A 22,538-nucleotide genomic window follows, 5' to 3' on the forward strand; every position below is an offset into this window, starting at 1 on the left:
CGGCTTCTCGTTCTCGATATATTGCTTGGCCGAGGTCGTGACCGAATCGCGCTTTGAGCAACTCGGCGCGGCATCGCGGTTTATCGTCTTGCAAGGAGTCATTCATGCCCGATCAATCCCCTCGAAAAACCGTCCTTCTCATCGGTGCATCCCGCGGACTCGGGTTCGCGATCGCCGAGCAATATCTCGCGCGCGGTTGGCACGTGATCGCCACGGGGCGAGCGCATTCCATGGCTGCCTTGCGGCACCTCGCCGACAAAAGCGAAGGCGCGCTGGAGACGGAAACCGTCGATATCACCGATATCGACGACGTCTCGGCGCTGCGCAAGCGCCTGGAGCCGCGCCGGCTCGACCTGCTGCTGGTCAATGCCGGCGTCAAGAACGACGATCGCGAAACGATCGCCGACGTTTCCACCGAAGAGTTCGTGCGCGTGATGGTGACGAACGCATTGAGTCCCATGCGCGTGGTCGAACGCTTCCAAGATCTCGTCGATCCGAACGGAACGATCGCCGTGATGTCGTCGGGCCAAGGCAGCGTCACGAACAACGTTAACGGGAATTACGAGGTCTACCGCGGCAGCAAAGCCGCGCTCAATATGTTCATGCGCAGCTACGCCGCGCGGCACGCGGGCGACGCGCGCACGCTTATGCTATTGGCGCCCGGCTGGGTACGGACCGATATGGGCGGGCCTCAAGCGCGATTGAGCATCGAAGAAAGTATCCCCAACTTAGTCGATACGATCGAAGCCCACGCGGGCCGCACGGGGCTCCATTACGTGGACTATCTCGGGCGCGTCGTTCCCTGGTGAAAGTTTAGGTAAGGCATTGGGCACCCGCCCGTGCACGGCTCACTCCTCGCGAGGCAGCCACTGACCGTGAAAGCCGGCCGGGATACGAACCGGCAGATGCACGGTCGCAATAGGGCCGGCGGCGATGTCGCGGGCATCGAGTAGGAGCACGTCGCTCGTCGCCGTCGCGTGCCGATAGACGCAACACAACAGCCAACCGTCGTGTTCCCTCCCGCCCGCTGCGCGCGGTACGAAAACCGGCTCGCTGTTTTGATCGCCCGGGGGCAACGGATACCGCTCGAACGCGCCGCCTTCCCAGTCGTAACGCACGATGCCACGCATTTGATCCGGGCTCGGCTGCTCGACCGCGTAAAGATAACGATACGGCCGGCCCGTCCGCCGCTCGTCGATTCGGGGCAGCTCGACGCCCAGCGCGTCGACCGCGTGCTCTTGCACAAGCCCGGAGGCAAGGTCGATTCGATACCGGTGCAGCGTGCCGAGCGGATTGTCTTCGAATGCGCGGCCATCCGGTGTCAGACGCAGAAACCACGGATACCGAATGGCATCTAGGACGATCGAGTTCTCGTCTTCGTCGTAGGCATTCACGACGTGTTGAATGAAGCACGGAGAAATCTCGAACCACCTCGGCATGCCGCCATGACGAGGGATGACACCGAGCCGCGCAGGGCGCCGATCGTCCCAGCGCAGCGGCATGCGGTGCCCGCGCTCCAACATCGAAAAGTCGTAGCCCACGTTCAAATCGAGAACGATGCTATGCGTTCGCGTGATCGCGATGTCATGCATCATCGACGGCCGCTCGAGTGCGATGTCGATGTCGACGATCGAATCGCCGTCCGCACCCGCCACGCCATAACGCAGGAAAGGCGGCCTCCAACCCGCATGGAACGTCACGAGTTCACGCGTCTCGGGATCGATCTTCGGATGCGCGGTCATGCCCGTCGCGGCGAACGGATGCCGGCGGGGCAGCCCGAGCGTGTCGAGCAAAGGCGAGACGGCTAGCGGCAAGCCGCCTTCGGCTAGCGCGAGCGTTTCGCCTGCGTGCCGAATGACGTTGACATTCGGATTCGTATCGGGCCGCAACGAGGCCGATTGCGGCTCGTAAACCTGCGCCCATCGTTGGGTCCGCAACCATTTGTTTCGGTACGCTGTGGCGCTGCCGCCTTCGAATGAAATCGCATGCAACATGGCCGCCTCGGGCCACCACGACAGAACGCCCTCGCCTTCGAAGCGGCCCGTCAAGGGATTCGGGCCGTTGCGAACGAGCACGCCGTCGAGATCGCCGGGCACCGTCCCGGTTACCCGCAAGGCAAGATGCTCCACTTCGTTGGCCACCGGCGCGAGTGCGCCGGCGTTGAGGTCGATGGTCGTCATAGCGGGTTTCGAGCAAGATGAAGCAGGGTTGGCGAGGAACGCTCGATAACGAGCCACGCCAATTTATACCCGGGTTAAATTAATGTCAATATTACCCGGATAAATTATTGCAGCGCGCGTCCGAAGCGGCGCTTGCCCGGCCAGGCCTGAGGACGTAACCTCCGAAGTCTTTAAAATGCGGAGCGCCAAGATGAAAGTGGGGTTTGCGCGGACTGAGCGGAGCGATGCCGAAACGCTCGTGCGGATGCGAATCGACGCGATGCGCGAAAGCCTCGAGCGCATCGGCCGCTTCGATCCCGAGCGGGCGCGCGAGCGTTTTCTCAATGGGTTCGATCCGGCTCAATGCCGGTTCATCTTGGTGAACGGCGAGCCGGCGGGCTTCGTTCAAGTAAAGCCCGCGGACGATCACCTCGCGCTCGAGCATCTCTATGTCGTGCCCGGATTTCAGGGAAGAGGTGTCGGCGCCGCGGTGCTCGAATCGATCCTCGCCGATGCGGATCGCCGCTCGATGCCGGTCAAGCTCGGGGCGCTAAGGGATAGCGATTCGAACCGCTTTTATCAGCGGCATGGCTTCGTCAAGGTCGACGAGACGCAATGGGATATCTACTACGTCAAGGCGCCTAGCGCCTCTGACGGCGGTACTTAGCGTGCGACGCGGGCGCATCGCACGCGATCGGTTCGTCGTTACTGGCCGAGCTTAGCGTCGACGCAACCGGTGCTGTTGCATTCGCGCTCGCGCTCCTGCAGGAACGCGAGGCGTTGCTGGGTCATTTCCACCGCGCAATCGAGGTTCACGAAGTAGCCGTTATCCTTTTGTTCGCTGCATTGCTGATCGCGTTGCTTCAGCCAAGCGAGCTGGCCCGTCTTCAGCGAAGTTTGCTGCGCCGGATTCAAGTGCGTGCGCAAACGCGAGTATTGCTGGTTCAAATCGCGATCGGCCTGCGAGAAGATATTGCTCGAGCAATAGACCTGATCGAACGCATTGCGCGGCTTGGCGCAACCCGCGGCATGCGCGGCGAACGGAACGAGTACGGCACCAAGGAGAACGGCGAGTTTCTTCATTGTTTTTCCTCTTTCATCGTCACAAAAATTCAATCGGGCACACGGCAATCCATCACGCCCTTGGAGATCGCGCCGGCCAATTTAGCGATCGTGGCCGGTTCGGCGAGTCGCCGCTCCTCCTCCGGGTTGACGATAACGCCGGCCTCGACCAGTACCGCCGGCATCGGCGCTGTCTTCAACACCACCAAATCGTCGAACCGGTGGATACCGAGGCGCCGATCGATCAAAGGACGATTCTCCCCTTTGATCGGGATCGCATGGTATAGCGAAGGCGTTTCCCCCGCGGCCAACAAGCGTTCGCCTATCGATTTGGCGCAAGCGAGACTTTGCTCGTAGTGCGGATTGAGTTCGGAGACGAAGATCGCAAAGCCTTTGAATTCGCTGCGCCGGCCCGCATCAATCCACGCTTGTTGCATTGAATCGTGATGGATCGAGATAAAAAAATCGGCATTCGGCGCGGCGTTGGGGCGCTCGGCCAGCGCGATGTCGCGCCCATCCGCGCCCGTGCGCGTTACCCGCACGCCCGCCACCTCGAGATCGGCCGTCACGGCTTTGCTCAAATCGAGGTTGTAAAGGTGCTCCACGCGACCGCTCGCCCCTGTCGCGCCCGGATGCGCCGGTGTATGCCCGGCATCGACGATCACCCACGCCGCATGGCAGGTCGCGGCGCATAGCACGCCAAGAAGGAGCAAAACAGAGCGAATGCGGGAGATTCTCGACATCGGAAATGAAGTGAATTGAACAGACGCAGTGGTTAGCGGCGCTATTGCAGCGCACATCACCGCTTTGATTTTGGCCATTCCACAAGCATGCTGAAATAAGCGGCATGGCAGCGAAGCGCATTCTAATGGATATGGCTGCTCGTCGGGAAGCGGTTGATTTTCGCCTGCAGCTCGACAGAACCGAAGCCCAGATCATCCACAATCTCGACCTCGAGTCGACTTGAACTCGTATAGTGCAACGTAGGCGCCGTGAGCACAATGGAGGAGGAAATCATGGATGATGAGTTGCAATCGAACGCGCAATCGAATGTGCAGGCGAACGAGCAAGCAAGCGAGCAAGCGAAGCTTTGGAACGGCCCGGCGGGGCAGGCTTGGGTTGAAATGCAACCTTTATTGGACCAAGTGCTCCAGCCGTTTGCGGACGTGCTCGTGCACGCTGTCTCGGCGAGCCCATGCGAGCGCGTGCTCGACGTCGGTTGCGGCGCGGGCGGCACGACGCTCGCCATCGCGCGAACGCGCTCGGCGCCGAAGTGTCTCGGCATCGATATTTCCGAGCATTTGGCGGCAGCTGCTCGAACGCGAGCAGCGCGGGAAAGCACAGCGGCGGCCTTCGTTTGCGCCGATGCCCAAACCCATGCATTCGCCCCCGGCAGTTTCGACACGGTAGTCTCGCGCTTCGGCGTCATGTTCTTTTCCGATCCGGTTGAAGCGTTCCGCAATCTGAGGCGCGCCACCGTGGAGGACGGGAGACTGCATTTCGTCGCATGGCGCTCGGCGGAGGAAAATCCCTTCATGATCACGGCCGAACGCATCGCGGCGCCGCTCCTGCCGAACCTGACCGACCGTCCCGCCAACGGTCCGGGTCAATTCGCCTTCGCCGATCCGCTTTACATCGATGCCGTCTTAAAGCAAAGCGGTTGGGCCGATATCGACGTACAACCCATCGATGCCGCCTGTTCGATGCCCGAGAAGCAATTGGTCCCCTACTTAAGCCGGCTCGGCCGAATCGGCGTCGCACTTCAGGAAGTGGACGAAGCAACACGCAAGCGGGTGCTCGGCACGGTCCGCGCCGGCTTCGAGCCTTTCGTTGCGGGCGACGAGGTGCGCTTTACGGGCGCCTGTTGGGTCGTGCACGCCCGCGCGGGAACAAGCGAAACACACTGAGCGCGAGGCGCGGCCCGGGAAGCCGAATTCAAAAATAGAACGTCGCGATAGCCTGCAACACTTCGCTCTGCGCCGCCGCGCCGAACGTACTATGCGCGCCGCCACAATCCGCTTGCCATTGCACGGCGAGGTCGATGCGTGGCCAGTGGTAGCGGGCTTCGACCCAGGTGAACGCGCTGTGGTCGACGAGGTCGTATCGCCCCATCAAGGTCGTGTCGAGGTGTCGAACGATCGAGTCCTGCCAGGTCACATAGGCGAATATCGATTGGCGCGTCGTCAATTCTTGATTGCGGCTCACGGCATCGCGATACGAACCGTACCGCGCCGGATCGAAGCTTAGGGCATGCCACGTCGATCGATTCGCGCTCAGACCGTCGTAGTCGTATTCGAGTGTGACCGAAACCTTACCCGGCAGCGTCCGCGTAACGCCGCTCGAAAGACGCGAATGAAACCGATCGCCGACGGCGGGTCCGTCAGCCAGCGCCTTACCTCGTCCACCGGCGTATTCGAAAAACGCCACTGTTGCGTCGCCGACCAGGGCAGTGGCGTTGATGCCGAGTTGCGGCGATATCCGTGCGCCCCCATACACGAGCCACTGCGGGGAAAAGCCTTGGAATAGACGCTGCGTGCCGCTGATCAGATAGCGCCACTCGTGATTCGTCGCGCCGAAGTCGGGGCTCAAAGCCGCGTCGCTCGATCGCCCCGCCAGCCGCGGCGATACGAGCATGCTCAGCGAACCGCCCGCCCAGAGTGTCTGCGCCCGAAGCATGACGGTGCCCAATCGATTCTCGCGAAGGCTCGCGGGATCGATCGATACGATCGAACGAAGCGCGCCGGCCTTGAAGAAATCCGTGGGATTAAAGCCCGAGCCCACACCCTCGCGCACGTTGATCCTGCCTACGTCCATCAAAAAAGACGGCGTCGCCTGCCGACTCACGTACGCTTGCTTGAACGTATCGATCGCCGTTGCGTTGCCGTCCGCCCGCCGCCAACCCATATCGATACGGTTCGACACTACCGCCCGCCAGCCATCGACCAAGGTCCCATCGTACGCAAACGAAGAACCCACTCGGAAGGTGTCGCTTCCATGCGTGTCTCGGGTCTGACTTGCCGCGCCGTAGTTGGCCAATGCGATTTCGAACGCACCGCGCCAACGGCTCGGTGCCGAGACCGTCACGTTCGCCGTGTCCGCCAGCGTCAACGCATCGAAGTCGGCGTCTGCCGACGCCTGCGCCGACGCGATCGCACCTAAGCTCGTCCCGAGCAACACGATGACCGTAGCAAGCCGCATCGCTCAATTCGGGCTGAAACGCGCCAAATAATCGCGCTGCATCCACGCCTCGGGGATCTCTTTCCAAGCGTAGTTCGAATAGCGCATGACCGTAATCCAGTCGGGCGAGAGCCCATCGATGATCACGACTTCGGTCGGCCGGATCGCACCGAGCTCCTCCTGAAAGCGACGGAAATACGCCACTTTGAGCACCGTGCCGCTTTCCGCATGAAACCGCGCCTTCACGGGGCGCTGGGTGGCGACGTCGAGCCATAAGTCGATCGAGCGATAGGTCGCTTGCTCCGAGCGCGCCAGCAAAGCCAATTCATAGCAGTGCGTGAGTTTGCGGTCGCCGTCGGGAATATCTTGTTCACCCGCGAACGACGCCGCGTAGTCGTGCGCCCAATTGACCGTCACCACATCGCCGTTCGCCGCTTGCCCGAGCAATCGCTGCTGGGGAGAAATCCGTACGCTCGCTTGACTCGAAGGATCGTAGAACCACAAGTCCAAGCCGCTCTTGAGCAAGAGTTTTCCGAGGTCGCGAGCGGGCGATTCGAAGCGAATCAGGCTTCGATATTGCCCGCTGTCCGGATCGATCTTGGAATACACCGTGAGGTCGTCCTCGTCGGTCTGCCGCCCTCCGTGAAAGTCGATCAGCGTGGTCGTCAATTTGAATGGGCGGTCCGGATTGCGCATCGCATCGCTCGCCTCGAGCAATTGCTGCGCGTTCGGCGCGGCAACAGCCGCTATCGATACGCTGAGGAAAATGCCGGCAAGCCAGCGCGACGGCGTGCGATTAGCCATGGGTGCTCCAGTGCAATGGGAAATCAAAAGAAGCGCAGTGCCTCGACGATGGGCATGCGCGACGCGCGACGCGCCGACAGCCAGGCGGATGCCGTCGCCACCAGAACGATGCCCAGCGCGTGGCGGCCGATCATCGCCGTTTCGCCCCACACGCGAACGGTCAGCGCGACGCTGTCCGTCTGGCCCGGCGGTGTCCAATGCAATCCTGCGTGATTGATCGATAGGGCCCCTGCGAGCGCCAGCAATACACCGCACGCGGCACCGCACAGCCCGAGCAGAAATCCCTCGCAAATGAACATCCTGCGCACGCCCGCGTCGCGCAGCCCCATGGCGCGCAACGTGCCGATTTCGCGCGTGCGCTCGGTCACCGCCATGTTCATCGTATTGCCGACCGTGAACATCACCACCGTGGCGAACAACATGGCGATGAATCCGAATACCGCGTTGAACATGCCCGTCACCTGTCCGTATTGCGGATACAGCGTGGCGAAGTCGAGGACGTCGAGCGCATCGCCACCGGGCAGTCCGTGCAATACCGAAGTCAACCTAGCGCGTGCGCGATCGATATCCGCCGTGTGCCGCAGTTGCACGACGATGGAAGTGACTTTCGGTTCGCCGCCCCCATATACGAGGCGCTGCGCCTGAGCGAGATGCAACTGCACGTACATGTCGTCCAATGCTTTCACGCCCTGCTTTTCGGCGGCGACAACACCGAGCTCGGCGACATTCGGCGCGCCATACGCGTTCGAAGTGAGCAATTGAATGTGCGCCGCCGATGCCGCGAAGGCGCTGTCGCGCGACGAATGCGACTCGGCGAGCGCCAGTTGCGCAAGGTCGCCCGGCACCGTTGCGCGCGTCGAGACCTCTCGCTTGGCCACGGGGTCGCTGCATTGCGCTACGCGCAGCACGCCGCATAAGTGCAATACCCGCGCAACGCCGGTCCCGATCACCACCGCGTTCGGGGGCGTGCCCTCCAGCGCTAGAGGGCCCGAGCGATTGGGAAAACCGTAATCGTCCCATTGACGCATCTTGCGCTGCTCATCCACGACGATTCCGCTGCCGAAGACGGTACGCGATGCCCCCGCCGCGAAATTCCCGGCAATACCGTTGACGGTCAACATCGGCGTGACGACGGTGACCATCGATCGCAAGACCGGATCGCCGCGAACCGCATCGACGATGCGTCGATAGTCGGCTATGCCGTAAGCCACCGGATCGCCGCTTCCATAAAGGAAATAATCGCTGCGCTGAATTTGCAGATGGCCGCCGTAGCGCACATAGCTGGTCTGCAAACCGTAGTTGATGTTGCGCGCGTAGCCGCCGAAAAGCAGCACCGCGGTCAAGCCGATCACCATGGCCAGCAAGGTCATGGACGAGCGGCGCCGGTTACGCAGCAAATTGCGGCACGCAAGCGTCCAAGTCTTCATAGCGCCGCCTCCGATGACACCATCCGCTCGACCGATACGATGCATCCGTCTCGAACGTGGACCACGTCGTCGGCCGATTCGAGCACCTTCGGGTCGTGTGAAGAAAATACGAATGAAGTGGAACGCGCGCGCTGTATCTCGCGCATGAGATCGAGAATGCCGGCACCGGTCGCACTATCGAGGTTGGCCGTGGGTTCGTCGGCCAAGACCAACGCCGGGCGGGTAGCCAACGCACGCGCGATCGCCACGCGCTGCTGTTGACCGCCGGAAAGCTCGCCCGGTTTTCGATGCGCATGCGGCGCGACGCCCACGGCGTCGAGTAGGTCCAATACCTCGGAGCGACGCCTTGGCTTCGGTACGCCGAGCAGGGTCAGCGGATACTCGACGTTCTCGTAGGCGCTCAACACGGGAATGAGATTGAACGCTTGGAAGACGAATCCGATATGACGCGCACGAAAATCCGAGAGCGCGTTACCTTTCAGTCGCTCGAGCTTTTCCCCGGCAACCGCGACGCTCCCGCTCGTCGCCCGATCGATTCCGCCGAGTAGGTTCAGCATCGTGGTCTTGCCGCTGCCCGACGGACCGGACAAGACCGTGAACCGTCCGGATACGATGTCCAGCGTAGCATCGCGCACGGCCGCCACGACTGCCGCGCCGGCGCCATAGGTCTTCGTCACTTGATGGAAACTCGCCGCTATCACGGGCACCCCTCTTCATCGGTTGTCGATGGGTGCACTGTGATCGCTTCTCGCGGCGGCTACGCGAGCTTGCGACGAATGGAAAAGAACGCCGACAAAGCGCTTGGCCCAGCGACGAACGGCAAGCAGCCGGCATCACTATGCCTGGACTGCTTCGCGAGCAAATTGCGTTCTAGGTCATTGCGGCCCGAGTTGCTTGATCAGCGCATCGAGCTGCGCCAACTCCTCGCTCGTCAGATCCGTCAACGGCGCGCGGACCGGACCGGCATCGCGCCCCACGAGTTTCGCACCCGCCTTCACGATACTGACGGCATAGCCTGCGCGGCGATTGCGGATTTTTAGATACGGCAAGAAGAATTCGTCGAGCAGGCGGCCCGTCGTCGCTTCGTCGCCCGCGGCAATCGCACGGTAGAACGTCATCGCCGTTTTCGGAATGAAATTGAACACGGCCGACGAATACACCGGCACGCCAAGCGCCTTATACGCCGCCGCATACACTTCGGCCGTGGGAAGCCCACCCAAATAGGCGAAGCGCTCGCCGAGCCGGCGGCGGATCGTGACCATCGCCTCGATCTCGCCCACGCCGTCCTTGAAACCGATCAGGTTGTCGCATCGATCGGCCAATTGTTCCAGCGCGTCGGCACCGAGCTTGGAGTTCGCGCGGTTATAAACGATCACGCCCATCTGCGGCACTGCCTTACACACCTGCTCGACATGCGCGGCGATGCCTTCCTGCGAAGCCTCGGTCAGGTAATGAGGCATCAACAAGATGCCTTGCGCGCCGTCGCGCTGCGCCTGCCGCGCATAGTCGATCGCGACCCGCGTCGGGCCGCCGGCGCCCGCCAGAATCGGCACCTTGCCGCGGCACACTTCCGTCGCCGTCCGGATCACATGCGAGTACTCGCTGGGCGTCAGCGAAAAAAACTCGCCGGTGCCGCCCGCCGCGAACAGCGCGGTGGCGCCGTACGGTGCAAGCCATTCGAGGCGAGCGGCATAGGTATCCGCGCGAAACTCGCCGTTTGCATCGAAATCCGTCACGGGGAAGGAGAGGAGTCCTTCCGAAATGATGGCCTTCAGTTCTTGCGGTGTGGTCGTGGTCGTCGTCATGATTCAAATCCTCGTGCTTTTCCTAGTATGGGCGTCGAGTTCGGCGGTAGTCGTTTAACGGGTCCCGTTCACCGTACGAGGCACGGGCGTCTGTTGTCGAATTTCCAATTGGGAATCAGAAATTGCATGGCAACGGCATCATCCCGCGAGCCGAGGCCATGCGTGCGATAAAGGGCATGGGCTTTTTCGAGTTCGTCCATATCGATGTCGATACCGAGCCCGGGCCTGCGAGGCACCGCGATCTTGCCGCCCTCGATCTTTAGAGGCTCACGCGTCAAGCGCTGCCCATCCTGCCAAATCCAATGCGTATCGATCGCCGTGACCTTGCCCGGCGCAGCCGCCCCGACATGGGTAAACATCGCCAGCGAAATATCGAAGTGATTGTTCGAGTGCGAGCCCCAGGTCAGGCCGAACATCTGGCATAGCTGCGCGACGCGCACGGAGCCCTGCATGGTCCAGAAGTGCGGATCGGCTAGCGGAATATCCACCGATTGCAGTTGGATCGAATGGGCCATTTGACGCCAGTCGGTCGCGATCATGTTCGTCGCCGTCGGCAATCCGGTCTCGCGGCGGAACTCCGCCATGACTTCCCGCCCCGAATAGCCGTTTTCCGCCCCGCAAGGGTCTTCGGCATAAGCGAGCACCCCATGCTTGTCGCGGCACAGCCGGATCGCTTCGGCAAGCGACCAAGCGCCATTGGGATCGAGCGTGACGCGCGCATCGGGAAAGCGCTCGTGCAACGCGACGATCGCTTCCATTTCCGCCTCGCCGCTGAGCACGCCACCTTTGAGCTTGAAATCGTCGAATCCGTAGCGGGCCTGGGCCGCCTCGGCCAAACGAACGACCGCCTCGGGGGTCAGCGCGGCTTCGTCGCGCAGGCTCGACCAGGCATCGCCCTCGTCGGATCGCGCGCGGTACTCGAGCGACGTTTTGCGGCGATCGCCGATATAGAACAAATAGCCCAGCATCTGCACCGCATCGCGCTGCTGCCCGGAACCCAACAGTGCCGCGACCGGCACGCCGAGGAATTGCCCGAGCAAGTCCAGCAAGGCCGATTCCACGGCCGTCACGGCGTGAATCGTCGTACGCAAATCGAACGTCTGCACGCCACGGCCGCCCGAGTCACGGTCGGCGAACGCCGCTTGCATCGCGTTCAGCACCTCGTTGTATCTGCCGATGGACTGCCCCTGCACGAGCGCGCGGGCATCCTCCAGTGTCTTTCGGATCGCCTCGCCTCCCGGCACTTCGCCGAGGCCGATTCGGCCCGCGCTATCGCGCAGGATCACAACGTTTCTCGTGAACCACGGACTATGCGCGCCGCTCAGATTGAGCAACATGCTGTCCTGCCCGGCGACCGGGACAACGCGCATCTCCGTGACGACCGGCGTGCCGGACGATATCGAATTCATCTAAGACTCCACTGAAAAATTGAATCGGCATGCGGCGCTCGCGCCGTTAGCGCAGAGAGCCGCTCAGACGCACACGTTTGATCTCGCCGACGACGAACACGTAACTGACGATGGCCATCGCCGCATTCGCGCTGACGAAAACGAGCGCACCGGCGAACGAGCCCGTCGCTTGCACGATGTAGCCGATCGCGATCGGCGTCGTAATGCCCGCCATGTTTCCGAATGTGTTGAAAAGCCCGCCGGAGAGGCCGGCCGCTTCGCGCGGCGAAGTATCGGACACCACGGCCCAGCCGAGCGCACCGACGCCTTTACCGAAGAACGCAAGCGACATCACGATAACGACGAGTACGTTCGCTTCGATGTAACTGCACGCGACCATGCTCATCGACATCAACATACCGACGACGATCGGCGTTTTACGCGCAACCGACAGTGAGAAACCCGATCTCGACATCCGATCGGAGAGCCAGCCCCCGACGACCCCACCCAGGAAACCGCAAATCGCAGGCAAAGAAGCGACGAAGCCTGCGTTCAAAATCGTCATGCCCCGCTGCTGCACCAGATACACCGGAAACCAGGTCAAAAAGAAGTAAGTGAGCGTGGTGATGCAGTATTGGCCGATATAGATGCCGAGCAGCATGCGGTTGGCCAACAGTTCCTTCACGCAAGCCCACGTATCCACCTGTTTCGGCTTGGTTGCGCCTCGGCAGGCGTCGAGCGCGACGAGCGCGCCGCCCTCCTCGAGATACCTCAGTTCGCTTTCGCTAATGCTCGGATGGTCCTTCGGTCCATGCACGACACGCAACCACACGCAGGCGCAAGCCACCCCAACGGCACCCATGAAGACGAACGCGCTTTCCCACCCGTGCCGATGCACGAGCCACCCCATGATCGGCGCGAACAACACCGTCGCAAAGTATTGAGCCGAATTGAAGATCGCCGCCGCCAGGCCTCGTTCGTGAGACGGAAACCACGCCGCCGCGATCCGGCTATTGCCCGGGAACGACGGCGCCTCGGCAGCGCCCACCGCGAGTCGTAGCAAGAACAGGGCGGCAACGGCGGCACCGCCGGTCAAGAATCCCACTGCGCCTTGAAACAACGTAAAGATCGACCAAAGCAAGATGCTGAAAAAATACGTGATGCGCGAACCGAACCGGTCCAGCAGCCAACCGCCCGGCAATTGACCGATCACATACGACCACGCAAACGCGGAAAAGATATAACCCATTTCGACCGGAGATAAACCCATCGCCCGGCGAATCGCCGGACCGGCTATCGAGATCGTCGCGCGGTCCGCGTAATTGACCGACGTTACGATGAACAGCATCGCGAGGATGCCCCAGCGCGTTCGGGACGCGAGCTTCGCGGCAACGGGCACACTCGGCATGTGTAGCTCATCCATCTGCGTCTCCCCCATCGCTCGTCTTCGCTGCGATGCAGCGAATGACCGCGATCTCTTATAGGTATTGGATTGTGTGAGGAGACCCATTCAGGATCAAATCAACCACTGACTCGAACGATTCAATTCTTGTATCGATCGGACGGAGCCCGCCAGGGGCGAACTACCGGCGAGCATCCGTTCATTCATACGCCGGCGAGCTTGGGCAGGATGTGCGTTTTGACGATCGAGAGGATGGGATTGTCGTTATCGCGTTTGAAAACGCCGATCGTTTCGACGGGCTTGACCGGCTCCGTCTCGATCGGCCGCAGTACGACACCTTCGAAACGCAACTTCATCGCCGCTTCCGGTATCAGCGCCGCGCCGATACCGGCATGCACGAGCGCGAGCATCGTGTGAATCTGCGCGACATGCTCGACGATGACCGGCACCACGCCCGCCCGATCGAAGATGGCGCGCGTCAACCGGTAAAAATAATCGGCCTCGTAGGGTGAATACATCAATAGCGTTCGCCCCTGGAGGTCGGCCGCGGCCGGATGTTCGGGCCAATCGCCGGCTTGACCCTCGGGAATGGCAAGCACGAGTCCCTCTTTACTCAAGACCGCTGTTTCGAGTTCCTCGCTATCCACGTGCGGCCGCAGCATGCCGAGATCGAGTTGCCCCGAGGCGAGCGCATCGAGTTGGTCTCGGCTAACCAATTCCTTGAGCGTCAGTGCAACACCCGGCGAATGGTCATGCACGAGACGCACCAGCTTCGGCAGAAGCCCATAGCCGGAAGCGGCGGTAAAGCCGATCGATAAAAAGCCCGCCTCGCCCTTCGCGACGCGGCGAGCCGTATAGGCCGCTTCCTCCGCGAGCCGAAGGATGCGAGCCGCTTCGTGGAAAAACGAACGGCCGGCGGCGGTCAGCCTGACCGTGCGACTCGTGCGGTCCAGCAGCGGCGTGCCGATCTGATGTTCGAGCAGGCGGATCTGCCGGCTGAGCGGCGGCTGCGTCATGTTCAAACGCTCGGCCGCGCGGCTGAAGTGCAGTTCCTCGGCGACGGCGACGAAGCAACGAATTTGGCTGATCTCGAACATGGTCGGGTGGTTAGGCAGTGAATCCGGCGTGCAGGCAAGCACCATAACGTATTCGGGCCTGGCCCGATACTTGCGGTTATGCGTACGTTTGAGGAGGAAATCGTGTCCGACGAGCCCATCAAAGAACCCGAAAGCACCGTCACCGATCCCGTCGAACGTTCGTGGATACGCCGTCTCGGTCCCGGTCTGATCACGGGCGCGGCGGACGACGATCCGTCCGGCATCGGGACCTATTCGCAAGCGGGCGCCCAGTTCGGCTTCAACCTACTGTGGACCTTGCTGCTGACCTATCCGCTGATGGCGGCGATCCAACTCGTGAGCGCGACGATCGGGCGCGTCACCGGCAAGGGACTCGCATCGAATATGCGCGCGCATTATCCGCGGTGGCTGCTTTACACCGCGGTGCTGTTGCTGATCGTCGCCAATGTCATCAATATCGCGGCCGATCTGTCGGCGATGGGCGCATCGGCGCAACTGCTCGTGGGTACGCCGCAGCAACTGAACGTCGTGGTTTTAGGCGGGTTGTCGGTCGTCCTCCAAATCTTCGTGCCTTATGAACGGTACGCCCGCCTGCTGAAGTGGATCGCGCTGACACTGCTTGCGTATGTCGCCGTCGCCCTGATTACGCCGATACACTGGGGCGAGGTCGCCCATGCGATCGTGATGCCGCGCTTTTCGCTATCGAGCGACTATCTGACGACGATCGTTGCCGTGCTGGGCACCACTATCAGCCCATATTTATTCTTCTGGCAAGCTTCGCAGGAAGTGGAGGAAATGAAGTCGGAGCCAGGGCAAAAGCCGCTGCGCCGCGTACCGCATCAGGCGCCCGCGCAGCTCCGCCGTATCAGCTTCGACACGTGGGTCGGCATGGGCGTATCGAACGTCATTGCGTTCTTTATCGTATTGACGGCGGCGGCAACGCTCAACGTCCATCACGTCGATGTTAAAACGTCGGCCGACGCCGCACGCGCACTCGAACCGATTGCCGGCCGATTCGCCTATGTACTGTTCGCGTTGGGTATCATCGGCACCGGATTGCTCGCGCTGCCGGTACTGGCCGGCTCCGCTGCTTACGCAGCCGCGGGTAGCTTCCGTTGGCGTAGCAGCCTGTCGTTGCATCTGGCGCTGGCGCGTGAATTCTATGCGGTGATCGCATTGGCGATCGTGGGTGGCGTTGCCATTACGTTCATGCATTTCGACCCGATTCGCGCGCTGTATTGGAGCGCGGTAATCAATGGGGTAACGGCGGTGCCGATCATGGCCGTCATCATGCTGATGGCGCGAAGCAAGCGCATCATGGGCGAGTTTGCAGTCAGAGGGCCGCTCGCCTGGGGCGGGTGGACCGCGACGATCGCCATGGCAATCGCCGCGGTGGGCGTGTTCGTGCCCGGATGAAAGCGCCCGACATCTATCGCACACGCTAACGCGCGAAGCGACGAGGAAATCGTTGCGACGATCTCGCGCCCATGCGCGTTCCCATTTCGCTCGCGAGCATAAGCCGGCTCGATCCTCGTCCTTGCGACGGTAGCGTTAGTCGTCGCCACCACCTTCGAAGTCGACCGTTGGCTCGCATCGAATCGGAAAATTGACCGAATTCGCCACGTAGCATTGGCTGTGAGCTTTATGGTGCAGCTCCAACGCTAGCGCTCGATCGTCGCCGCGACGAATGACGACGCGCGGGTGCAAAACGATTTCCGTGAAGCGGCCTTGCTCGGCGCTATCCAGCATCGTGCCTTCGGCCTCGTCGTGGTATTCCACGACCCGGATGCCGGCGTCGGAGCACAAATGCAGGTACCACAACTCGTGGCAAGCCGATGCAGACGCCACCAGCAAATCCTCGGGGTTCCAGCGCGCCGCGTCGCCGCGAAACGCGGGGTCGGACGAGCCCGGGATATCGGGTTTGTTAACCGCGCGGATGACGTGATCGCGACCGTACTCGCGGTATCCGGATGTACCGGTGCCCCGGTTGCCCGTCCATTGCACCGAAACGCGGTATTTGTGTTCGCCGTGTGCCATTGCCTTGCCCGTCCTTATCGAAACGTTGTACTCGCGACGTCGCAATCGTGTCGCCGGTCACCGCGACGTCGCGGCTAACCAACGCTGCGCATTCTGACACAGGATGGTATTTTGGTATACCAAACAAGCGATTTTCAGGATGGGCACTCCGGTGTTTTGCCGCCCCTGTTTGCGAACTGCGCAAATGACATAGGTATCAGCCCGATACATGTCCCGCCTCGCCGTCGCCGACTCGCGCGAAATCGGCGTCGTCACCCACATTCGGCATCGCCATCAGAACTTCCGCGAAGGTCCTGCGCTGTGGACTGCGTAAAGCCTTCGCAAGGATCTCGCGATGCTCGGCCTCCACACTCCGACCGTGGGCGGCCGCGCGCTCCCTTAAACTCTTGACCAATGCGTCATCCAGATTTCTGACCACAAGATTTGCCATCGTCTACTCCCATCCAAGCCCGGCTTCAATGCTAGCATCGCGCAGACAATACAAGCATTGCTATCACTTCGGATGGTTTCGCGATCGGCGGGTCCGCGGCTACGTCGCCGAACGACTTCGGGGATCTCCCCCGCGCGCCCCGTTCGGGTGCGGCTATAGATCGAAATTGGTCGGCATTAAAACCACGTCGCGAATGGTCACGCCGCGTTGCCGCGTCAGCATGAATAGGATCGTCGCCGCGACTTCGCTCGCCTCGATCAAGCTGCCCGATTCCTTGGCCTCTTCGAGTTTTTCCTCGGGCCAATCGGCGAGCAATGCACTGATCACGGGACCAGGCGACACGGAGCCCACTCGGATACCGTGCTTGAAAACTTGCCGGCGCACGGTTTGCACGAAACAGTTGATCGCCCACTTGGACGACGCATAAACCGGCTCCCACGGCGTGGGGAAATGCGCGGCCAGCGAACTCGTCACCACGATATCGCCCGTGCGCCGCTCGATCATGTGCGGCAAGACGTCGTGCACGTTCTTCATCACGACATTGACGTTCAGATTCAACATCCGATCGATCGCCTCGGTGTCCGCATCGACGAGATCGCCACCCACGTATGTGCCCGCGTTCGCATGCAAGATATCGATCTGCCCCGCCAATTGCAGCGCACGAGGGACCAGGGCGGCACAAGCCTTCGGATCGAGCAGATCGACGATCAAGGGGATCGCCGCTTGGCCGAGCTTGCCGCACAGTGCGTTCAACGCGGCCTCGTCGCGGTCCACCAACACCACACGGGCACCCGCCGACAAGAGCGCCTCCGCGCTCGCCAACCCGATTCCAGAGGCGGCGCCCGTTACTACAGCAACCTTGCCGTTCAGTTCTCCTGCCATCGTCTCCGCCTGTTGAAAGTCGCCCGCTGACGGGCAAATAGATCATTTGCTCTTACGTCGATCAAATGATCTTATGCAGCGAATCCCTTGTCAAGGCGGGCCGCAGCAATCGCGGCGGGTCCTTCCGCGCCGCCCCATCCGCCCCTCCGCGCCTCGTGTTACATCGAAACAGGGACATATCGAATGCCTAAAATGTTCGTTTTCGAAATTCCAATGTTCGATTTTTTTCGGTAACATTCGCGAAACGGCTTTTCGCGCGCGAATTCGATCAGGAGACGTTCAATGTGTGCAACGGAGGTAGTGGATCTGCTCGTCGTCGGCGGCGGCATCAACGGGGCGGGCATTGCCCGCGACGCCGCCGGTCGCGGGCTATCGGTGCTGCTTTGCGAGCAGGACGACCTCGCGGCGCATACGTCGTCGTCGAGCACGAAGCTGATCCATGGCGGCCTGCGCTACCTGGAATACCGCGAGTTCGGACTGGTGCGTAAGGCGCTGCAGGAGCGCGAGACGTTGCTTGCGGCCGCCCCGCACATCATTCGGCCGCTGCGCTTCGTGATGCCGCATATGCCGAACCTGCGCCCGGCTTGGTTGATTCGAACGGGCTTGTTCCTGTACGACCACCTCGCCCGGCGCAAACGCCTGGCCGGTTCACGCGGAATCGACATGCGCCGTCATCCGGCGGGCACGCCGCTCGTCGACTCCATCAAGCGCGGCTTCGTCTACTCCGACGGCTGGGTCGACGACGCTCGGCTCGTCGTCCTCAACGCGCTCGATGCGAGCGAGCGCGGCGCCAAAGTCCTCACGCGCACGAAGCTCGTGAAGGCAACGCGCAACGGCGGCCGATGGCTCGCGCAGTTGCGCCGTGCCGACGGCACCACGATCGAGGTCCGCGCACGCGCCATCGCGAATGCGGCGGGGCCCTGGGTAGGCGAGTTGCTGACCGGCGCCTTGGGCCGTCGAGCACAGCACGGCATTCGGCTCGTGAAAGGCAGCCATATCGTCACGCGGCGCCTGTTCGAGCACGATCACGCTTATATTTTCCAAAACCCCGATAAGCGGATCATCTTCGCCATTCCGTACGAACACGAGTTCACGCTGATCGGCACGACCGACGTCGAATATCCGAGCGATCCGGCCAAAGTCGCGATCGACGATGCGGAAACCCGCTACCTGTGCGAGTCGATCAATCGCTACTTCAAGCGGCACATCTCGCCGCGCGACGTCTGTTGGACCTACTCGGGTGTGCGTCCGCTATTGCAAGAGGAAGGGACCGACAACCCCTCCGCCGCCACGCGCGATTACAAGCTCGAACTCGAAGCGGGGCCGAATGAGGCGCCCCTCTTGTCGGTGTTCGGCGGCAAGATCACGACCTTTCGTAAGCTTGCGGAGGAAGCCGTCGATACGTTGACGCACGCGCTCGAACATCGAGCCCCGGCTTGGACCGCGGCAGCGCCATTGCCCGGCGGCGACATCGACGACGCGCACTTCGAGCCGTTCGCCAAGCGTTTCGCCGCTCGACATGCCTGGCTGCCGGCCGCGCTGGCACTGCGCTACGCGCGTGCATACGGCACGCGCGCCGAGACGATGCTAGGCGGCGCACGCTCGCTCGCGGATCTCGGCCGCGAGTTCGCGCCCGGCCTTTACGAAGCCGAGTTGCGCTATCTGCACGACGTCGAATGGGCACGCAGCGCGCAAGACGTGCTGTGGCGCCGTACGAAACTCGGGCTGCATATCGAGCCCGGACAGCTCGAAGCCGCCAAGCGCGAAATCGATGCGTGGCTCGCGCCCGAGCCGATCGCCGCCGCACCGGCGCTTTGAGCTAGCGACGGCAACGCACCGCAGGCCACCCCGCGGTGAAAGGGCGCGTGCAATCGCTCGACTCCTCCCAGTTAGCACTACTAATTAATATGACACGAAACCGCGCCACCAAAATCGTCGCCACCTTGGGGCCCGCCAGTTCCACGCAAACCGTCATCGATGCGCTGCATCAAGCGGGCGCCGATCTCTTCCGGTTGAATTTCAGCCACGGCACTTACGAAGATCATGCGGCGAGGCTGCGGCTCATTCGGGACATCGAAGCGCGCAACGGACGTCCGATCGGCGTGCTGCTCGATTTGCAAGGCCCCAAGCTGCGCATCGCAACGTTCGATACCGGCCGCGCCGAATTGCGCGCGGACGAGGCCTTCGTCTTCGATCAGAACCCCGCTCCCGGCGACAGCAAGCGCGTATGTTTGCCCCACCCCGAGATCTTCGCCGCGGCGGGCATAGGCGACATCTTGCTCGTCAACGACGGCCTGCTGCGTTTCGAGGTGACCGACGTTTCGCTGACGCGGATCGTCACGCGGGTGATCGTCGGCGGCGTGATTTCCGATCGAAAAGGCGTCAATGTTCCGCGCGTCGCCCTGCCCTTGCCCGCGCTCACCGCAAAAGACCGAGCAGATCTCGAGTTCGGCCTGGCGCAAGGGGTCGATTGGATCGCACTGTCGTTCGTGCAACGCCCCGAAGACCTACATGAAGCGCGCGCATTGATCGGCGCGCGAGCCAAACTCATCGCCAAGGTCGAAAAGCCTTCGGCGGTGGAACGCATCGAAGAGATCATCGACGCGGCCGACGCGATCATGGTGGCTCGGGGGGATCTCGGCGTCGAGTTGCCGCCCGAAACCATCCCGGCGATTCAAAAGCGCATCGTTCGCTTGTGCCGGGAGGCGGGCAAGCCGGTTATCGTCGCCACGCAAATGCTCGAATCAATGGTCAACTCCGCTTCGCCGACCCGCGCGGAGGCGTCCGACGTGGCAACCGCCGTCTATGACGGCGCCGACGCGGTCATGCTTTCGGCGGAATCGGCCTCGGGCAAATACCCCATCGAAGCGGTCTCGATGATGAATCGCATTCTCGAGCACACGGAGTCCGATCCGTCGTACCGGCAGTTGATGCATGCGGTGGCGCCCCCGGGCGGCGCCGATACCACCGATGCGATCGGCGCGGCGATTCGAACGATTACCGGCGTGATGCCCGTATGCGCCACCGTAACCTATACGACCTCGGGTGCGACTGCCTTGCGCGTCGCTCGTGAACGCCCCGTCTCGCCCATCCTGAGCTTGACGCCCAACCAGGCGGTAGCTCGGCAATTGGCGTTGTCGTGGGGCATCAGTTCGTTCGAGATCGACGATGCCGAGACCGCCGAAGACATGATCTCGAAAGCAAGCGCGACGGCGCAAGTACACGGCTTCATGAACGCGGGCAAACCGATTCTCGTGGCCGCCGGCATGCCCTTCGGCACGCCGGGATCGACGAACCTGCTGCGCGTTGTCTGGCCGACTGCTCTTTAAATCATCGCGTCGATCGCTATCCGAGTGGGGAGACGACTTATTTCGCGGTTTAACCGACTGCACTGTCTTACCGTTAGTCGCTCGTCGTTCGACATAAAGCAATGAATCGTCGACAATGCGTCCGATCGAACTTCTCAATTCGGACGCATGCCTTCATGAAAGTCTCGCCTCCTGTCGCACTGATCACCGGCTCCACGTCCGGCATCGGGGCCGCCATCGCGCGGCGATTATCGATGGATGGATTCTCGGTTGTGCTGCATTCGAAGCAATCCGTCGAGGCCGGCCTCGCTTTTGCGCGCGAGTTGGAATCCGCCACGTATGTGCAAGCCGATCTCGCCAACGATGACGACAGAGCGCGTCTCATCGACGAAGCCACGGCAGCCTGGGGGCGACTCGACGTCCTAGTGAACAACGCGGGCATCAGCCGAGTGATACCGCATGCCGACATGGCGGCCGCTACGCCGGCCATCTGGCACGAGCTTCACGAAATCAATGTCGTCGCGCCGTTTCGCCTCGTTACGCTCGCGCAGCCGGCGCTGCGCGAAGCCGGCACACGCGGAAGGCCCGGTTGCGTCGTCAACGTCAGCTCGCATGCGGGCGTTCGGCCGAAAGGCGCATCGATTCCCTACGCGGCGACGAAGGCGGCGCTCAATCACGTGACTCGCTTGCTCGCGCTCTCGCTCGCGCCCGAGATCCGTGTCAATGCGGTGGCGCCCGGCCTCGTCGATACGCCGCTCACGGCGGACTGGACGGACGCGCAGCGACTTTGGAAAGAGCGCGCGCCCATGCGCCGGGCCGCTAGCCCCGAGGATATTGCGCAGGCCGTTGCGATGCTCGTGGCGTCGGACTATCTGACCGGTGAGATATTGCTGTCGGACGGCGGTTTGAACCTTACCTAGCATCATCGGTTTTGAAGGATACTGAGTCTTTCCCTGGAATATCATCCGTTTCGCTGTCACCGTCGGCCCAATGATTTTATGGAGGAGACATGTTCGACCACGTTGCAATCGGAGTGAGCGACTACGAAGCAAGCAAGGCGTTTTTCTTGAAGGCCCTCGCTCCGCTCGGCGTAGCGATTGTTTCGGAGGGCTCGCTAGGGGTCGAGATGAGCCCCAACGGTCAAGCCTCGCTGTGCCTCGGCAAGACCGACGAAAAACCCTCGCGTCTTCATTTGGCGTTTGCCGCCGAGCGCCGCGAGCAGGTGGATGCGTTCTACCGCGCGGCGCTGGAGGCGGGTGGAAAAGACAATGGCGGCCCCGGGCTGCGCCCGCAATATCACGCAAACTACTACGCCGCTTTTGTCATCGGACCCGACGGGCACAATGTCGAAGTGGTTTGTCATAAGGCCGAAGCGTAGCCCGAGTTCGAACGAGTCGATTCGATCGGCGGACAATTCCGTCTATTACATCTGGTGCTTCAGCCCATTTTTACGCTATTGACCGCACCAACTCACTCCCGCTAGCATTGCTCATATGCTTATTCACTTCTCTCCTTTCACGTCGCCGACGCGCGCATGTTGTCGAACATGCCGGAGGGAAAGCCGCGTCTAGCGAATTAGCG

Annotated in this window: 22 protein-coding genes; 8 read left to right on the forward strand and 14 right to left on the reverse strand. The window is 61.9% G+C overall.

Features of this window, described 5'->3' with window-relative positions; all coding sequences use genetic code 11:
- The first annotated feature begins 104 nt into the window (after nt 1-104).
- Nucleotides 105-809 carry an SDR family NAD(P)-dependent oxidoreductase gene (locus tag C0Z18_RS22200; RefSeq protein ID WP_102647602.1) on the forward strand — a complete coding sequence of 235 codons (705 nt, stop codon included), beginning with the start codon at nt 105-107 and terminating at the stop codon, nt 807-809.
- Nucleotides 810-848: 39 nt separating this feature from the next.
- On the opposite strand, the gene C0Z18_RS22205 is transcribed toward C0Z18_RS22200, so the two are convergent.
- Complete coding sequence (locus C0Z18_RS22205) at nt 849-2,180, reverse strand: carotenoid oxygenase family protein (protein WP_102647603.1); 1,332 nt, start codon at nt 2,178-2,180, stop codon at nt 849-851.
- A gap of 190 nt (nt 2,181-2,370) precedes the next feature.
- On the opposite strand from C0Z18_RS22205, the gene C0Z18_RS22210 reads away from it, so the two are divergent.
- On the forward strand, nt 2,371-2,826 hold the full coding sequence (locus tag C0Z18_RS22210) for a GNAT family N-acetyltransferase (protein ID WP_102647655.1): 456 nt from the start codon (nt 2,371-2,373) through the stop codon (nt 2,824-2,826).
- Between the two features lie 38 nt (nt 2,827-2,864).
- On the opposite strand, the gene C0Z18_RS22215 is transcribed toward C0Z18_RS22210, so the two are convergent.
- Together C0Z18_RS22215 and C0Z18_RS22220 are read right to left on the reverse strand one after the other, a co-directional pair.
- The gene (locus tag C0Z18_RS22215; protein WP_102647604.1) at nt 2,865-3,242 is read right to left on the reverse strand and encodes a lysozyme inhibitor LprI family protein; all 378 of its coding nucleotides are present in this window, start codon (nt 3,240-3,242) and stop codon (nt 2,865-2,867) included.
- Nucleotides 3,243-3,271: 29 nt separating this feature from the next.
- Entirely contained in the window at nt 3,272-3,964 is a 693-nt protein-coding gene (locus tag C0Z18_RS22220) for an N-acetylmuramoyl-L-alanine amidase (protein ID WP_233217428.1), read from the reverse strand.
- Nucleotides 3,965-4,237: 273 nt separating this feature from the next.
- Here C0Z18_RS22220 and C0Z18_RS22225 point away from each other — a divergent pair, with 273 nt between their 5' ends.
- Complete coding sequence (locus C0Z18_RS22225; RefSeq protein WP_102647657.1) at nt 4,238-5,128, forward strand: class I SAM-dependent methyltransferase; 891 nt, start codon at nt 4,238-4,240, stop codon at nt 5,126-5,128.
- A gap of 28 nt (nt 5,129-5,156) precedes the next feature.
- On the opposite strand, the gene C0Z18_RS22230 is transcribed toward C0Z18_RS22225, so the two are convergent.
- From C0Z18_RS22230 to C0Z18_RS22265, 8 genes are all read right to left on the reverse strand, one after another.
- Nucleotides 5,157-6,419 carry a hypothetical protein gene (locus C0Z18_RS22230; RefSeq protein ID WP_102647605.1) on the reverse strand — a complete coding sequence of 421 codons (1,263 nt, stop codon included), beginning with the start codon at nt 6,417-6,419 and terminating at the stop codon, nt 5,157-5,159.
- Nucleotides 6,420-6,422: 3 nt separating this feature from the next.
- On the reverse strand, nt 6,423-7,202 hold the full coding sequence (locus C0Z18_RS22235; protein ID WP_102647606.1) for an outer membrane lipoprotein-sorting protein: 780 nt from the start codon (nt 7,200-7,202) through the stop codon (nt 6,423-6,425).
- 23 nt (nt 7,203-7,225) lie between these two features.
- A complete protein-coding gene (locus C0Z18_RS22240; protein ID WP_102647607.1) occupies nt 7,226-8,629 on the reverse strand; it encodes an ABC transporter permease in 1,404 nt (467 codons plus the stop codon).
- Nucleotides 8,626-9,327: an ABC transporter ATP-binding protein gene (locus tag C0Z18_RS22245; RefSeq protein WP_102647658.1), complete on the reverse strand. Its 702-nt coding sequence runs from the start codon at nt 9,325-9,327 to the stop codon at nt 8,626-8,628. The genes C0Z18_RS22240 and C0Z18_RS22245 overlap by 4 nt, the downstream gene beginning before the upstream one ends.
- 177 nt (nt 9,328-9,504) lie before the next feature.
- Nucleotides 9,505-10,434 carry a 5-dehydro-4-deoxyglucarate dehydratase gene (kdgD, locus tag C0Z18_RS22250; RefSeq protein WP_102647608.1) on the reverse strand — a complete coding sequence of 310 codons (930 nt, stop codon included), beginning with the start codon at nt 10,432-10,434 and terminating at the stop codon, nt 9,505-9,507.
- A 68-nt stretch (nt 10,435-10,502) separates the two neighbouring features.
- Nucleotides 10,503-11,843 (reverse strand): glucarate dehydratase, encoded by a 1,341-nt coding sequence (gudD, locus tag C0Z18_RS22255; protein WP_102647609.1) that lies wholly within the window; start codon nt 11,841-11,843, stop codon nt 10,503-10,505.
- 46 nt (nt 11,844-11,889) lie between these two features.
- Entirely contained in the window at nt 11,890-13,245 is a 1,356-nt protein-coding gene (locus C0Z18_RS22260; RefSeq protein WP_199189518.1) for an MFS transporter, read from the reverse strand.
- Nucleotides 13,246-13,427: 182 nt separating this feature from the next.
- Nucleotides 13,428-14,321 carry a LysR substrate-binding domain-containing protein gene (locus C0Z18_RS22265; protein ID WP_102647610.1) on the reverse strand — a complete coding sequence of 298 codons (894 nt, stop codon included), beginning with the start codon at nt 14,319-14,321 and terminating at the stop codon, nt 13,428-13,430.
- 78 nt (nt 14,322-14,399) lie between these two features.
- Between C0Z18_RS22265 and C0Z18_RS22270 the strand changes: the two genes are divergently transcribed.
- Nucleotides 14,400-15,716: an NRAMP family divalent metal transporter gene (locus tag C0Z18_RS22270; protein ID WP_102647611.1), complete on the forward strand. Its 1,317-nt coding sequence runs from the start codon at nt 14,400-14,402 to the stop codon at nt 15,714-15,716.
- A 135-nt stretch (nt 15,717-15,851) separates the two neighbouring features.
- Here the strand turns inward: C0Z18_RS22270 and C0Z18_RS22275 are convergent, their stop codons facing one another.
- From C0Z18_RS22275 to C0Z18_RS22285, 3 genes are all read right to left on the reverse strand, one after another.
- Nucleotides 15,852-16,337: an OsmC family protein gene (locus C0Z18_RS22275; RefSeq protein WP_102647612.1), complete on the reverse strand. Its 486-nt coding sequence runs from the start codon at nt 16,335-16,337 to the stop codon at nt 15,852-15,854.
- Between the two features lie 196 nt (nt 16,338-16,533).
- Nucleotides 16,534-16,767, reverse strand: coding sequence for a FitA-like ribbon-helix-helix domain-containing protein (locus C0Z18_RS22280; protein WP_102647613.1), 234 nt, complete (start codon nt 16,765-16,767; stop codon nt 16,534-16,536).
- Between the two features lie 153 nt (nt 16,768-16,920).
- On the reverse strand, nt 16,921-17,649 hold the full coding sequence (locus C0Z18_RS22285; protein WP_102647614.1) for an SDR family oxidoreductase: 729 nt from the start codon (nt 17,647-17,649) through the stop codon (nt 16,921-16,923).
- A gap of 282 nt (nt 17,650-17,931) precedes the next feature.
- On the opposite strand from C0Z18_RS22285, the gene glpD reads away from it, so the two are divergent.
- From glpD to C0Z18_RS22305, 4 genes are all read left to right on the forward strand, one after another.
- Nucleotides 17,932-19,467 (forward strand): glycerol-3-phosphate dehydrogenase, encoded by a 1,536-nt coding sequence (gene glpD / locus C0Z18_RS22290; RefSeq protein ID WP_102647615.1) that lies wholly within the window; start codon nt 17,932-17,934, stop codon nt 19,465-19,467.
- Nucleotides 19,468-19,556: 89 nt separating this feature from the next.
- Nucleotides 19,557-20,978 carry a pyruvate kinase gene (pyk, locus tag C0Z18_RS22295; RefSeq protein ID WP_102647616.1) on the forward strand — a complete coding sequence of 474 codons (1,422 nt, stop codon included), beginning with the start codon at nt 19,557-19,559 and terminating at the stop codon, nt 20,976-20,978.
- Nucleotides 20,979-21,133: 155 nt separating this feature from the next.
- The gene (locus C0Z18_RS22300; protein WP_102647617.1) at nt 21,134-21,877 is read left to right on the forward strand and encodes an SDR family NAD(P)-dependent oxidoreductase; all 744 of its coding nucleotides are present in this window, start codon (nt 21,134-21,136) and stop codon (nt 21,875-21,877) included.
- 89 nt (nt 21,878-21,966) lie between these two features.
- A complete protein-coding gene (locus C0Z18_RS22305) occupies nt 21,967-22,335 on the forward strand; it encodes a VOC family protein (RefSeq protein ID WP_102647618.1) in 369 nt (122 codons plus the stop codon).
- Nucleotides 22,336-22,538 lie beyond the last annotated feature (203 nt).

The organism is Trinickia dabaoshanensis (assembly GCF_002879885.1).
In the GTDB taxonomy this organism is placed as follows: Bacteria; Pseudomonadota; Gammaproteobacteria; order Burkholderiales; family Burkholderiaceae; genus Trinickia; species Trinickia dabaoshanensis.

Bases quoted from the DNA above. Each gene is read 5' to 3' on its own strand.
- C0Z18_RS22210 (WP_102647655.1), top strand. From the start codon at position 2,371: ATGAAAGTGGGGTTTGCGCGGACTGAGCGGAGCGATGCCGAAACGCTC.
- C0Z18_RS22285 (WP_102647614.1), bottom strand. From the start codon at position 17,649: ATGGCAGGAGAACTGAACGGCAAGGTTGCTGTAGTAACGGGCGCCGCC.
- C0Z18_RS22240 (WP_102647607.1), bottom strand. From the start codon at position 8,629: ATGAAGACTTGGACGCTTGCGTGCCGCAATTTGCTGCGTAACCGGCGC.
- C0Z18_RS22305 (WP_102647618.1), top strand. From the start codon at position 21,967: ATGTTCGACCACGTTGCAATCGGAGTGAGCGACTACGAAGCAAGCAAG.
- C0Z18_RS22220 (WP_233217428.1), bottom strand. From the start codon at position 3,964: ATGTCGAGAATCTCCCGCATTCGCTCTGTTTTGCTCCTTCTTGGCGTG.
- C0Z18_RS22275 (WP_102647612.1), bottom strand. From the start codon at position 16,337: ATGGCACACGGCGAACACAAATACCGCGTTTCGGTGCAATGGACGGGC.
- C0Z18_RS22215 (WP_102647604.1), bottom strand. From the start codon at position 3,242: ATGAAGAAACTCGCCGTTCTCCTTGGTGCCGTACTCGTTCCGTTCGCC.
- C0Z18_RS22265 (WP_102647610.1), bottom strand. From the start codon at position 14,321: ATGTTCGAGATCAGCCAAATTCGTTGCTTCGTCGCCGTCGCCGAGGAA.
- glpD (WP_102647615.1), top strand. From the start codon at position 17,932: ATGTGTGCAACGGAGGTAGTGGATCTGCTCGTCGTCGGCGGCGGCATC.
- C0Z18_RS22270 (WP_102647611.1), top strand. From the start codon at position 14,400: ATGCGTACGTTTGAGGAGGAAATCGTGTCCGACGAGCCCATCAAAGAA.
- C0Z18_RS22225 (WP_102647657.1), top strand. From the start codon at position 4,238: ATGGATGATGAGTTGCAATCGAACGCGCAATCGAATGTGCAGGCGAAC.
- C0Z18_RS22230 (WP_102647605.1), bottom strand. From the start codon at position 6,419: ATGCGGCTTGCTACGGTCATCGTGTTGCTCGGGACGAGCTTAGGTGCG.
- C0Z18_RS22260 (WP_199189518.1), bottom strand. From the start codon at position 13,245: ATGGATGAGCTACACATGCCGAGTGTGCCCGTTGCCGCGAAGCTCGCG.
- C0Z18_RS22205 (WP_102647603.1), bottom strand. From the start codon at position 2,180: ATGACGACCATCGACCTCAACGCCGGCGCACTCGCGCCGGTGGCCAAC.
- pyk (WP_102647616.1), top strand. From the start codon at position 19,557: ATGACACGAAACCGCGCCACCAAAATCGTCGCCACCTTGGGGCCCGCC.
- C0Z18_RS22280 (WP_102647613.1), bottom strand. From the start codon at position 16,767: ATGGCAAATCTTGTGGTCAGAAATCTGGATGACGCATTGGTCAAGAGT.
- C0Z18_RS22300 (WP_102647617.1), top strand. From the start codon at position 21,134: ATGAAAGTCTCGCCTCCTGTCGCACTGATCACCGGCTCCACGTCCGGC.
- C0Z18_RS22200 (WP_102647602.1), top strand. From the start codon at position 105: ATGCCCGATCAATCCCCTCGAAAAACCGTCCTTCTCATCGGTGCATCC.
- C0Z18_RS22235 (WP_102647606.1), bottom strand. From the start codon at position 7,202: ATGGCTAATCGCACGCCGTCGCGCTGGCTTGCCGGCATTTTCCTCAGC.
- gudD (WP_102647609.1), bottom strand. From the start codon at position 11,843: ATGAATTCGATATCGTCCGGCACGCCGGTCGTCACGGAGATGCGCGTT.
- kdgD (WP_102647608.1), bottom strand. From the start codon at position 10,434: ATGACGACGACCACGACCACACCGCAAGAACTGAAGGCCATCATTTCG.